Raw genomic sequence first — 11958 nt, forward strand, 5'->3', positions numbered from 1 at the left:
AGCTTCCGCCTTCTTCTCCATAACAGACGCAGCGGTTCCTCACAGAGCTACTTCTGATTCAACCCTAGCTCCCTCTCCTCAACTCACTTTTTCTCCTCTCACGTACAAAGTAAGTGACATTAGGCTTCAGCCCGCTGATTAACGCGTAAAACTAGATGGGCTTTAGCCCTGGGTTTTCTCTTTGTGCTACGAAAAGACCCAGGGCTAAAGCCCATTTCTATATAGGGCAGATAGACCGTGGGCTGAAGCCCACGGCTCCCACCGGTTCGAGCTTTGCTCGAATAGTTCACCTCAACGGACAAAGTGCCGCGAATTGGTTCAGTGCACGTGATGAGTACCGAAAGCCGCTATGCCCTACCCGGTTGCAGTTGAACAGATGGAAGATCGCTGGAGCGCTCAATCTCCACACAAATTTCCCTGATTGCTGAATCCAATAGCGGCGCCCCGTCATCATTTCGATGGACATCAAATTATCGAAGGTCGAAAAGGGAGCTGGTATGGGAAAGCTGGATGGAAAGATTGCACTCGTTACAGGTGGGAACAGCGGTATTGGATTGGCAACCGCAAAGCGCTTTGTGGCTGAGGGGGCGTATGTGTACATCACGGGTCGTCGTCAGGAATCGCTGGATGCGGCGGTGAAAGAGATCGGAAGCAACGTGATCGCTGTGCAGGGTGATGTATCGAAGCTGGAAGATCTGGACCGCCTATTTGCGCAGATCAAGCAGGAGAAGGGCAAGCTCGACGTCCTGTTTGCCAACGCGGGCGGAGGCGAGTTTGTTCCGCTGGGAAGCTACACCGAAGAGCACTTCGATAAGACCTTCAACATCAATGTGAAGGGTCTGGTGTTCACGGTGCAGAAGGCGTTGCCTCTGCTGCCGGACGGTGCAACGGTTGTGCTGAATGGCTCTATCGTCTCCATCAAGGGATTTGAAAACTTCGGCGTCTATAACGCGACCAAGGCTGCGGTCCGCTCCTTCGCGCGCACCTGGACGAATGAGCTGAAGGCTCGCAAGATCCGCGTGAATGTGGTCAGTCCCGGACCGATCGATACGCCGGCGATCTCTGGCCTGGTCGGCAATGATTCCGAGCAGGAGAAACAGCTCAAGGCCGGTTTGGCGGCCGGCGTACCGCTGGGCCGCATCGGCGAGCCGGATGAGCTGGCCAAGGCAGTCGTATTCCTTGCATCGGACGACAGCAGCTTCGTCGCCGGCGTGGAACTGTTCGTCGACGGTGGCTTCGTCGCCGTGTAAGAGAGATGCCGGAGGCGGTTCCCACCCGCCTCCGGCGCGTCTTTCTGCGAAGTCTCTGTCATATTGAAGAAGAGTCGTAGAGAGGACTTGAATGCGCTTTCTTGCCGACCTGGCACTATTTGTAGAGGTAGCCAACACCCGCAATTTCAGCCGGGCGGCAGCGGCACTTGGAATTCCCGCATCGACGCTCTCGCGACGGATAAGCGCGCTGGAGAGGGAATTGGGGTTTCCCCTCATCCATCGCTCTACACGGACATTCAGGCTCACCGACGCCGGGCAAGCTTGCTACGAGCAATCCAAAGCGCTTGTTGCGGAAGCGATGCGCATCCAGGAAGAGGTGACGGGTATCGCCTCCAGGGCATCAGGGCATATCCGCGTGGGTGTTCCCTTTGATCTGGCGCAGACCGTCTTCCTTCCTCTTTTCGCCAGCTATATGCTCCGTCGTCCTGAGATCTCAATCGAAGTGCTCTCCATCAGTGGCCATCCGAATGTCCTGACCGAAAGCCTCGATCTGGCGATCATGGTAGGTCACCAGCTACGTCTGCCGAATTCATCGTTCTGGTCTCGACGTGTAGGAAGTTTTCCCCGCCGTCTGTTTGCCTCGCAGGAGTATCTCGCCAATCATAAGAAGATTCAGGACCCCGCAGATCTGGCCGGGCACTCGTGCCTCCGTCTCATCCACGGAGAGCCTCTGAGCGATTGGGAACTGCGGCGGGAACGCGAACTCAGGACCGTGAAAGTGGGCGGTATGGCTACGGCCAATTCAGTCGGAATGTTGGCGAAGCTGTCGAAGGAAGGTATGGGTGTCGCGATCCTATCCGATTTCATCGCACTGCATCCGGGCTTCGGCGATGGGCTGGTACGAGTGCTCCCCGATTGGGAAGCCACGCCGGCACATATCTTCGCGGTGACGCCCTCCGAGATACTGGCCCCTCGGGTTCGCAAGCTCGTCATCTTCCTTAAAGAGCACTTCGAAGGCGCACTGAAGGATCTGACCTCTCGACGGAAATCGTAGCCTCCAGACACCATATTCAGCTGACGCCAGCCCATTTCTCATTATTCCAAAATTGCAATTCTGCTTTCCATTAGATATTGACGCCTATGCGGGGGCTCATGAGTCTTTTCTTCGTACGCAACGAGTGAAGACTCGGAAGGAGAAGGACAATGAAAGCGCTACGCATCAACGACTATGGGGCGCCTCTCCACGTGGACGAGGTGCCTGTCCCGACGGCCGGCCCTGGACAGGTGCTGGTAGAGAATAACTTCACCAGCATGAATGGAGTCGACCCCGGACGCGGCTTAGGTTTCCTGCGCCAGGTCTTTCCACTGCAATTTCCGTGGATACCCGGTGGTGACGTTGCCGGACGGGTAGCTGCCGTGGGCGAAGGAGTCACCGCATTCAAGGTGGGTGATGAAGTGTTTGGTTATACAAGAGAGGCGGGCGCGTACGCGGAGTTCGTTCTGGTCAACGCTACCAGTCTGGCGCACAGGCCTGCCGCAATATCAGCCGAGGAAGCAGCCGCGATCGCGCTGGTTGGACAGACCGCGACGCAGATGTTGGAACTCTCCAAGATCAAGGCGGGCCAGAGGGTGCTGATTCTGGGAGCTTCCGGCGGAGTTGGATCGTTGGCGGTGCAGTTGGCCCGAAACGCCGGAGTAAACGTCATCGCAACAGCTCGGCAAAGCAAGGCAGCTGCCCTTCAGGAGCTAGGCGCGGATCGCGTGATCGACCTTACGCAAGAGCGGGTGGAAGACCTGCAGCAGGTTGACGCAGTGCTCAATCTGATCGGCGGTAACACCGTCGTGCCCTCCTACGCATTGGTCAGGAAAGGTGGCGTCGCTGTAACCGCCAATCGGCCGCCGATCGCGGAGGAGGCCGCACGCCTGGGAATCGAGGCTGCCTTTGTAGAAACCAACGTCACCACCGAAGGATTGAATACGTTTGCCCGGTTGATCACAGAGGGAAAGATCAAGCCGCAGATCGCCGCGATCAAAACACTGTGGTCGCCCGCCTCTTTATGGGAGAGGCATGAGACGGAGAAGATCGGTAAGGTCATCTTCTCAATCCGCTCCTAGGCGTTTCACGCGTGAGCCAGAGATGATGAGTCGTCCCTGGCTCGTCGCGTTTGCCGGAGCGGCGTCGGCGTAGAAGGCTGCTTGCGCAAAAGGTTGCCTTTATGGAGTGAAATAAAGATTACAACTGGAAGGCTATCTTGCGCCGTCTGAGGTTCCACGTTGTGTTGGGGGCCACTGATGAGCCGCTCTTCTTGTTGTTGTTCTTCTCCTTACCTGAGTGTGGCATTGATGATAGGCATTTGCTGTTCTGCGCCGGCGCAGAATTCTATGCAGTGGATTCCGTACGGACCTGGAGGAGGAGATGCCCGGTCATTTGCGCAGGATCCTTCGGATCATAACCATGTTTATCTCGGAACCGCCGTGGGAACCGTGTATGAGTCCCGCGATGGTGGGATGAAGTGGGCTCGGCTGGCACAGATCGAAAATCGCGATGATCTGGCGTTGGACAATATCGCGGTGGACAGAAGCGACCCCAAGCATCTGGTTGTGGGCGCGTGGGTGCTGGGCCAGACTGATGGTGGCGTCTATATCTCGCATGACGGCGGCCGCGCATTCACGACAAACGCAGCCATGAAGGGGCATTCGGTGCGAGCCTTGACCGTAGCGCCATCGGACCCAAAGATACTGGTCGCGGGCGCGCTGGACGGGATCTATCGATCGGAAGATGGCGGTGAGACCTGGAACCGTATCTCTCCGGTAGAGAACAAGGAAATCCATGAGGTAGAGTCGATCGCGATTGATCCCACTGACCCGAAGACAATCTATGCAGGCACCTGGCACCTGCCATGGAAGACAGTCGATGGAGGCGCGAACTGGACGCCGATGACGAAGGGCATCATCGATGACTCGGATGTCTTTTCCATCATTGTTGACCCAACGAATGCGCAGAATGTCTATCTGTCTGCCTGTTCCGGAATCTATCGCAGCACGGACAAGGGTGCGAACTTTACGAAGGTGAAGGGAATTCCCTCGACGGCGCGAAGGACGCGTGTGTTGATGGAGGATCCAAAGCAGCCGAACGTAGTGTTTGCCGGAACCACTGAGGGGATATGGCGCACAGTGGACTCAGGACAGACCTTTGCCCGCAATGGCGATCCGGCCTGGATCGTGAACGATATCGCGGTGGATCCGTCGGACAGCAATCATGTTCTGCTGGCTACGGACCGGCACGGGATTCTGCTGTCCAATGATGGCGGCAAGAGCTTTACGCAGTCGAACGATGGATTCTCCGCGCGCCAGGTAACAGCGATGTTGACCGATGAAACTCACCCACAGCGGCTGTACGTGGGTGTCTTGAATGACAAGACCGCCGGCGGCGTCTTCGTGAGCGACGATGGCGGGCAACACTGGAAACAGAAGAGCGAAGGCCTGAAGGGCGCCGATGTGCTGTCGTTGTCGCAGACGTCGAATGGAACAGTGCTGGCAGGAACAGCGCATGGACTCTATCGGATGGAAGGCGAAGTATGGAAGCCATCGGGAATGGTCTCTCCTCTGCAGCCTGAACCGGTTCCGGACCGGCAGGTCAAGCGCGGTAAACGCATGATCACTATCAAGGCTCGTCAGCCGCGGCCGAAGCCCGCCGTGGAGACGACGGCTCGTGTGGACTCGATGAGTGTGTCGGGGAGCTCTGTGTTTGCAACATTGCCCGACGGAGTCATCGTGTCGCAGGATGATGGCCGCCACTGGAATCACATTCGAACCGCAGCCGGCATGCCGCTTCGCAGTGTGGCCGCGACCGGGGACCGCGTGCTCGCAGGCGGCGGAGATAAGCTACTGTTCTCGGTGGATAAAGGCGTGACCTTCCGTACGATTCCGCTGCCGTCAGGTTTGGCCGAGACGTGGGCCACGGTTGTGGATGACAGCGGACGCTGTTGGATCGGCGGCAGGGGCGGTCTGTTTTACTCCGAGGACGACGGCGCCACGTGGAAGATTCATAAGAACCTGTACCTGACCAGCGTAAGCGGCCTGTACTTCGATCGCACCGGCGGCCGCGTGCTGGTAACACCAGGAAACGCGGACACCAAGGTCTATGCCGTAAATACCGGGGCAATGACAGTGACGAAGTGGGATGCGGGCTGGTTCGTAAAGCAGGTGCGCCCGGTCGGTGACCGGCTTGCAGGAGCAACGACCTACGAAGGTGTGGTGCTGCAACCGAAAGCGGCAAACGGAGATACGACGGTAGCTGAAAAGCAGTAGGGCGGGGGATTGCGGGATAGGGAGATTCGGGGTCGCTACGGGCTTTGTCGTCGGGGTAAAACTGAGGTGAGAAATCTGCTTCTCTGAACCTTGCCTCAGCGCCTAAAGCCGCGTGTTGTTCAACGCTGATACGGGACGGCTAAAAGCCGTCCCCTTAAGCAAGGCATTCGCACTGGCGGCGCGTAGTGTGATAGCTGGCTCGACGCGTGTTCCGGCACGAGCGGGGATAACGATCGCACTTCGGAGGAGCAGAAGATCAGATGGCTGCGGCATGCTCTTTTCTCGTCATTCGACAGCAGTTTTATGCGAGTTGCTCTGATCAACAGATTAGAATCTTCGCATGAAAAAACTGATCCAGCTGATCTGTTTGGTATTGGTGTTTGACATCTCGATGGACGCACAAGCACCGAAGCGGGTTCATGTAACTGGACCGAAAGCGTTGCAATTGATCTCGCTGCTGATAAGCGGGAGCAATTCCGTCAGAACTGCGGTTAAGGATCAGAACAAAAGCGAGATCATCATTCACGATCTCTCTATCTTGTCTGAAGCGACAAGCAAATATGATCCCAGTATGCCCATGTTCAATTTGGCCGTTTATGATGCAAAGGGCAAGGTCGGAACAGCGGCGAATCCAACTCCGATTGGCGAGGCCTCTGCTCTTTTCAAGTTCTTGACCGGGCTGGGACTGCCGGTAGATGGCGCGATGGAAGGAAGCTCCGTTAACATCGCCTCGATCAGCTGCAAAATTAACACAGCCGCGGACGGAGACGCGCCAGAGCGTTTCCAGTGCGATATAGTGAATGGCTTCTGAATCCTGAATGTGGAGCACAAAAATGCTGAGTAGACCGATCTATTTGTGTGCACTCCTTCTGCTAGGCCTTAGTGGCGTTGCTCAAACCGCAGCCTCTAAGGAACCCGAACTAGCCGCAAGCCAGCAAGTGGTCGTGAATCGTAAGATCGCGACGTTGAAGTCTCCGGTCGATCGTCATGTCGCTCAAGGCTGGAACAATGCCAAGAAAGTAGCGGAGCTGCTATGCCGGCCGGCAGCTCTGCCCGTGCTGAAAAAGCAGAATGCAGGCATCGACCGGGTCTTTCTGGGAACCGATGATCCGCACACCTTGAATCTCGAGAGCAACCGCAGACTAACTGGCAGTGGTGAGTTCCGCACGCCGGCAGGCTGGCAGGACTTCACCTTTACCTGCGAACTGGACCCAACGACAGGAAAGGTCACCAGCTTTCACACGGCATTGTCTTCCACAAGGCCATAGTTTCCATGGCCCAAGGTGTCCTGGATGGCTAGTGTCCTGAGTCATTCATTCGTGCAATGAAGGATGAAGTGCATTTGCCATCCGAAGCGTTGAAAAAGAAAGTTCTTCGTTTTCCACCCCAGCCAGCGAAGCTGTCTGGGGACCCCGTTCGTTGCCGGGCATCCCGGAAGAGGAGTGCAGCAGCGTTTGCATTGGGCGGAAAACGCCCATAGATGCCAAAGCCCTACGCTACAGCAAAGGGAAAATGCTCTATCGCATCACGAAGCCGCCATCGACCGAGATCGACTGGCCGGTAATGTAACTTGCCGCATTGCTGCACAGGAACAGAACGATGCTCGCAATCTCTTCGGGACGGCCTTCGCGCTGCATGGGAACGAACATCTCGCGCATCATTTTCAATGCCTCTGCCTGGCCGCCGGCCTCCATCTTGTCGACCATCGGAGTACGGATGAGACCGGGGCATACATCGTTCACGCGAATGCCGCGAGTTGCATACTCGAGAGCCGCACTCTTCGTGAGACCGATCACGCCATGTTTCGCCGCGTGATACGTCCCGCGTTGATTGCCTCCGATGAGACCTCCAATCGAGGAGCAGTTGACGATGGCGCCACTCTTTTGTTCGCGCATCACCTGCAGCTCGAACTTCATGCAGCTCCAAACGCCCCGCAGATTCACCGCCATGACGCGGTCGTAGTCATCGCGAGGCGAATCCGCGGTCTCGGCAAGGACGTTCTGAATGCCTGAGTTGTTGAAGGCCATGTCCAGGCGGCCGAACTTCGCAACCGTCTGCCTGACCATGGCTTCCACTTCATCGTCGTGGGAGACGTCGCAACGGATCGCCAGAGTTTTGAAGCCTTTGTCAGCCAGATCCTTTGCTGCCGCCTGAACCTGCGTCTCATTCACGTCCGCCAAAGCCACGGCGGCTCCCGATTCTGCAAAAGCCTTTGCTGTTGCAAACCCGAGTCCTGATGCTGCACCGGTGACGAGTGCTACCTTGCCTTCAAATGAAATGTTCATCGTCTCCCTCTCGCGCCCGATTTCTTTGACCACGGCGCCGTTCGCCGTCTTCGGAGGCATCTTCCACACTAGGGAAGGAGATGGCACTTTGCTTATCTGGTCCTGCCGATTTTTTGCCTGATTCTGTTTCGGTAAAAGATTTCCGGCAAAAGGGACTAAGCTGAAAATAGGAGGCACTGGATGCCTGCCAAGATGAAGAGCTTTGTCCCGGTTGAACCAGCCGTACTCGAGGCGCGGCGCGAACTTGCCCGCCGTATCGCATCGATCACGGGCGGTCCCGGGGAGCATGTAACGGCTGCTCCCGGATTAGTTCTCTACCACCGGGACGAGCCGACACCGTGCTATCAGGCGTCCTATGAGCCCAGTCTCAGCATCTTCGTGCAAGGGCGGAAGCATGTCATTCTGGGAGAAACTGAGTACGTCTGTGACTCGTCATCCTTTCTCCTGTCCTCGATCGACGTGCCGGCGAAGAGTCAAATTGTAGAAGCTTCGCAGAAGACGCCGCTGTTGGTCATGTTTCTGCGTTTTGATATGCCAATGGTCCGCGAGATGCTTTCTCAGGAAGACCTGCCCGAGGCCAAAGCCACCGCGCATCGACAAGGTCTGGCCGTGGGCGAGACGACACTCGGACTGCTCAGCGCTTGCATACGTTTGCTCGATCTTCTAAATACTCCCGAAGACATTCCTTTCCTTAGCCCGCTGATCCAGCGCGAAATCATCTATCGTCTGCTCAAGACTCCGCAGGCCGGCCGCCTGAGGGCGATTGCGACCAGCGGCGACCGTGTGCAGCGAACTGCAAGAGCCATCGCGTGGCTGCGTGCCAATTTCAAGAAGCCTCTTCATATCGAAGAACTCGCGAATACAGCACGGATGGGTGTTTCCACGCTCCATCACCAGTTCCGCGCATTGACGTCCATGAGTCCGTTGCAATACCAGAAGATGCTCAGGCTTCAGACTGCGCGCGAGCGGATGTTGATGGATGGCCTGGATGCGACCACCGCGGCCTATGAGGTTGGATACGAAAGCATCAGCCAGTTCAGCCGCGAGTACAGCCGCTGTTTCGGCCTCCCACCGATTCGGGACATTCGGGCCCTGAAATCGAGTGGCATGACCGGCAAGCAGGTCTCGGTTGATCCGGCTCGTGATTTGCACCAGTGATAGCAGGATTATCGAGGGGTCGACGATAATACGCGCCACAAATCGCCCATGTACTTATTGAAATGGGCACCCAATGGGTGATTTGCCCTGCCAGCGCTTTTAGAAGAAACCCCATCTATGAGTTGTGAAGCTTCCCCGAAGTGCAACTATGTCCGAAGCATACACATCGTACCCCTAGTATGCCCGCGGACGATGACCGGAATTTAGAGCTCATATGACACACCGTGTCTTACTCACAATTCTTTTATCCGTTACTGCCTGCAAGCAGTCTCAGACTGCGCCACCGCCCGCACCCGCCCAGCCGGTGGTCAAACCTGCACCTGCTACTCCGCTCTCTGAAAAGAAGGACGAACTGGGTACCGAAAATGCGTGGACACCAGCCTGGGATGCATTCATTGAGAAGAATCTGCCGCCTGAAATGCTGTCTACCAAGGCTGCAAAGGCTGTAGCTTCGTACTGCCCGGCCTTCTCCGCCGCGTCAGAAGCCGACAAACGGGCATTCTGGGCGTATACGATACAGGCCATGGCAGCTGCGGAAGCAGGCCTGAAACCCGAAGCCACCGCCCGACACACGCAGCCCGCCGTCGCAAAGACGGATAAGGTCACGCACCGGCCCATGCGGCAAGAAGGCCTGTTGCAACTTTCTTATCAGGACGGACAAACCTACGGCTGTGACTTCGATTGGCAGGCTGACAGCCGGCTCGGTCTCAAAGATCCGGCCCGCACGATCCTTCAGCCTGAGCGCAATCTTGCCTGCGGAATCCGGATACTGAAGACCCAGATCATCGATCAGGACAAGCCTCTGCTCTCCCGCAGCAGCTACTGGTCCACCCTGCAACCGGGCACGCAAAGCTACCGTATCTTCGCAAAGCAGATGGCCAATGTCCCGCCCTCGTGCGGGAAACAGATACCGAAATCCGCCGGGCGGAGTAAGGCAACGCGCCCAGCACAACGCTAGAGCATTTTCCTATAGGTGTAGTCCAGAGCATCTGCATCTTGTCGGAAATGGTCAGGTAATTACCGACAGGTGCCGCTGGAATTCCCACGGCCTTTATTACAAGCCGTATGCTGCGGGATGACGTTCTCACGGCGCAGGTAATAGAGCACTTTTCCTGTTGCTGGGTATCCCGGGAGGGGAGTGCGGAGGCGTTTTCATTGCGGAAAACGCCCATAGATGCGGAAACCCTACACTACACTTACAGGAAAAGTGCTCCAGCGTTTCGTGGAATCATGCCGAGGGAATCGTCGATGGCTTACTCACGCCGCACCTGGATGAAAACCGCCGCCATGGGCTTGGGCGGCCTGCTCGCGAGCGAGCGCAACCTTGCCGCGCAGCCGGTGAACCACGCCTCCGCCTTGGCCGACCCACGCGACGAGATCAAGATCACCGGGCTCGAGATCATCCCGGTCAACTCGCTGCGCAGCATCTTCATTAAGATGCACACCGATGCCGGTATTACCGGTATCGGCGAGGGCACTGTGGAAGGACGCATTCCCACCGTCGTCGCCGCCATCAAGGAGATCGAACCCTATCTCATCGGCAAGGACGCTCGCCGGCCGGCACACCACTGGCAGGCGATCTACCGGCACGCGTTCTATCGCGGTGATATCGTCCTCACCTCCGCGCTAGGCGCGGTCGATATTGCGATGTGGGACATCAAGGGTAAGGCTTTGGGAGTTCCAGTCTATGACCTTCTGGGCGGCCCCACGAGGGATCGCATCAAGTGCTACGGCCAGGCCGAGAGTGTTGAAGAGGCCCGAACCCACGTGCTCGCCCAGGGCTACCGGTCGATGAAGACCAGCGTCTCATCCACACGAGGCCGGCTGTCACGCTCCTCTGAGAGCCCGTACTACATCGATGGCTTTGTCGAAAAGGTAAAGGCGATCCGCGAGCTCGTCGGTCCCGACTTCGACCTGGGCATCGAGATGCACGGCGAGCATGAGCCGCCCGCCGCGATGGAGATCATCAAAGCGCTAGAGCCCTTCCGCCCCTGGTTCTATGAGGAGCCGATCCAGTTCCAGAACCTGCCTTTGATGGCAGAGATGGCGAAGAAGACGGCGTTCCCCTTCGCCACGGGCGAGCGCATGGTGACGAAGTGGCAGTTCCGCGACCTGCTGACGGCGGGTGCGGCGCAACTGCTGCAGCCCGACGTCACGCATGTGGGCGGCATCACCGAGCTGAAAGCGGTGGCCACGTTCGCGGAGGCCTTCTATGCCGATATGCTGCCGCACTCGAAGGAAGGAGTGGTGGGCTTTGCCGCGTCGATGCACGTGGCGGCTTCGATCCCGAACTTCCTTGCTCATGAGGTGCCGTCGCTGCAGGCGGTGAAGGGAGGGCCGCCCAATGTGCAGCGCAGCCCCATGGGGAAGAGCTATATCAAAAAGCCGTTCGTGATGACCGAAGGCAATATTGTCCTAAAGGGCAATCTGGACAGGCCGGGGCTCGGCATCGAGCTGGATGACGATCTCATCGACAATGAACGCGGCATCCCGGAATGGAAGTTCCCGGAGATGTGGGATACAACAGACGGATCAGCACGCGACCATTGAGATTGCAACGTTCCATAAATCTGCAGGGCCGTACGTGCTGGATGAAGTTGTGCCTGTACCGTTCTCAATGATGCTTCATGGCCCTTACGTCTTTTTCAAGGCGCTATCCTCCACGTCCTCCGATTGTTCTTCGGGCGTATCGACAAATTCAGTTGATCTAACACCGGATGACTGAAACTGGTGGGAGCAGCGGGGTCCCCAACCAGCTTTGCTGGATGGGGAGTTCAGCGGGCTTCAGCCCGCTGATAAAGGCGTAAAAGTAGACGGGCTTTTAGCCCGGGGCCTCCTCTGTACGAGGAAAAAAGCCCAGGGCTAAAGAGTCTGTGTGAGTGAGGCATCCTCTCTTTGTTTGAGAGAGCGATTGCAGTTGCAACGTCTCTGTAGCCGCAGTCTGTGAGCAGTTTTATCGGGATTTCTGCAGGATGTAGATGCGTTTGAGGTTG

General features: G+C 57.1%; 10 protein-coding genes. 9 read left to right on the plus strand and 1 reads right to left on the minus strand.

From position 1 onward, the window contains the following. Positions 1-497 precede the first annotated feature (497 nt). From OHL21_RS07760 to OHL21_RS07785, 6 genes are all read left to right on the plus strand, one after another. Positions 498-1250: a glucose 1-dehydrogenase gene (locus tag OHL21_RS07760; RefSeq protein ID WP_263416684.1), complete on the plus strand. Its 753-nt coding sequence runs from the start codon at positions 498-500 to the stop codon at positions 1248-1250. Between the two features lie 91 nt (positions 1251-1341). Further along, entirely contained in the window at positions 1342-2265 is a 924-nt protein-coding gene (locus OHL21_RS07765; RefSeq protein WP_263416685.1) for a LysR family transcriptional regulator, read from the plus strand. Between the two features lie 149 nt (positions 2266-2414). Continuing rightward, positions 2415-3326 (plus strand): NADP-dependent oxidoreductase, encoded by a 912-nt coding sequence (locus tag OHL21_RS07770; RefSeq protein ID WP_263416686.1) that lies wholly within the window; start codon positions 2415-2417, stop codon positions 3324-3326. 267 nt (positions 3327-3593) lie between these two features. After that, entirely contained in the window at positions 3594-5522 is a 1929-nt protein-coding gene (locus OHL21_RS07775; RefSeq protein WP_263416687.1) for a WD40/YVTN/BNR-like repeat-containing protein, read from the plus strand. 340 nt (positions 5523-5862) lie between these two features. After that, a complete protein-coding gene (locus OHL21_RS07780; protein ID WP_263416688.1) occupies positions 5863-6333 on the plus strand; it encodes a hypothetical protein in 471 nt (156 codons plus the stop codon). 133 nt (positions 6334-6466) lie between these two features. Beyond that, positions 6467-6790 (plus strand): DUF930 domain-containing protein, encoded by a 324-nt coding sequence (locus tag OHL21_RS07785; protein ID WP_263416689.1) that lies wholly within the window; start codon positions 6467-6469, stop codon positions 6788-6790. A gap of 249 nt (positions 6791-7039) precedes the next feature. On the opposite strand, the gene OHL21_RS07790 is transcribed toward OHL21_RS07785, so the two are convergent. Next, entirely contained in the window at positions 7040-7807 is a 768-nt protein-coding gene (locus OHL21_RS07790) for an SDR family NAD(P)-dependent oxidoreductase (RefSeq protein WP_263416690.1), read from the minus strand. A gap of 180 nt (positions 7808-7987) precedes the next feature. On the opposite strand from OHL21_RS07790, the gene OHL21_RS07795 reads away from it, so the two are divergent. The 3 genes from OHL21_RS07795 (at position 7988) to dgoD (ending at position 11515) form a co-directional block, all read left to right on the plus strand. Further along, complete coding sequence (locus OHL21_RS07795) at positions 7988-8965, plus strand: AraC family transcriptional regulator (protein WP_263416691.1); 978 nt, start codon at positions 7988-7990, stop codon at positions 8963-8965. Positions 8966-9179: 214 nt separating this feature from the next. Further along, complete coding sequence (locus OHL21_RS07800) at positions 9180-9923, plus strand: hypothetical protein (RefSeq protein WP_263416692.1); 744 nt, start codon at positions 9180-9182, stop codon at positions 9921-9923. 290 nt (positions 9924-10213) lie between these two features. Continuing rightward, positions 10214-11515 (plus strand): galactonate dehydratase, encoded by a 1302-nt coding sequence (gene dgoD / locus OHL21_RS07805; protein WP_263416693.1) that lies wholly within the window; start codon positions 10214-10216, stop codon positions 11513-11515. Positions 11516-11958 lie beyond the last annotated feature (443 nt).

It is taken from the genome of Terriglobus albidus (genome assembly GCF_025685425.1).
Classification (GTDB): Bacteria; Acidobacteriota; Terriglobia; order Terriglobales; family Acidobacteriaceae; genus Terriglobus; species Terriglobus albidus.

What these genes read in the sequence shown, in the direction of transcription:
- OHL21_RS07760 (WP_263416684.1), top strand. Translation starts at nt 498, where the DNA reads ATGGGAAAGCTGGATGGAAAGATTGCACTCGTTACAGGTGGGAACAGC.
- OHL21_RS07765 (WP_263416685.1), top strand. Translation starts at nt 1,342, where the DNA reads ATGCGCTTTCTTGCCGACCTGGCACTATTTGTAGAGGTAGCCAACACC.
- OHL21_RS07770 (WP_263416686.1), top strand. Translation starts at nt 2,415, where the DNA reads ATGAAAGCGCTACGCATCAACGACTATGGGGCGCCTCTCCACGTGGAC.
- OHL21_RS07775 (WP_263416687.1), top strand. Translation starts at nt 3,594, where the DNA reads ATGCAGTGGATTCCGTACGGACCTGGAGGAGGAGATGCCCGGTCATTT.
- OHL21_RS07780 (WP_263416688.1), top strand. Translation starts at nt 5,863, where the DNA reads ATGAAAAAACTGATCCAGCTGATCTGTTTGGTATTGGTGTTTGACATC.
- OHL21_RS07790 (WP_263416690.1), bottom strand. Translation starts at nt 7,807, where the DNA reads ATGAACATTTCATTTGAAGGCAAGGTAGCACTCGTCACCGGTGCAGCA.
- OHL21_RS07795 (WP_263416691.1), top strand. Translation starts at nt 7,988, where the DNA reads ATGCCTGCCAAGATGAAGAGCTTTGTCCCGGTTGAACCAGCCGTACTC.
- OHL21_RS07800 (WP_263416692.1), top strand. Translation starts at nt 9,180, where the DNA reads ATGACACACCGTGTCTTACTCACAATTCTTTTATCCGTTACTGCCTGC.
- dgoD (WP_263416693.1), top strand. Translation starts at nt 10,214, where the DNA reads ATGGCTTACTCACGCCGCACCTGGATGAAAACCGCCGCCATGGGCTTG.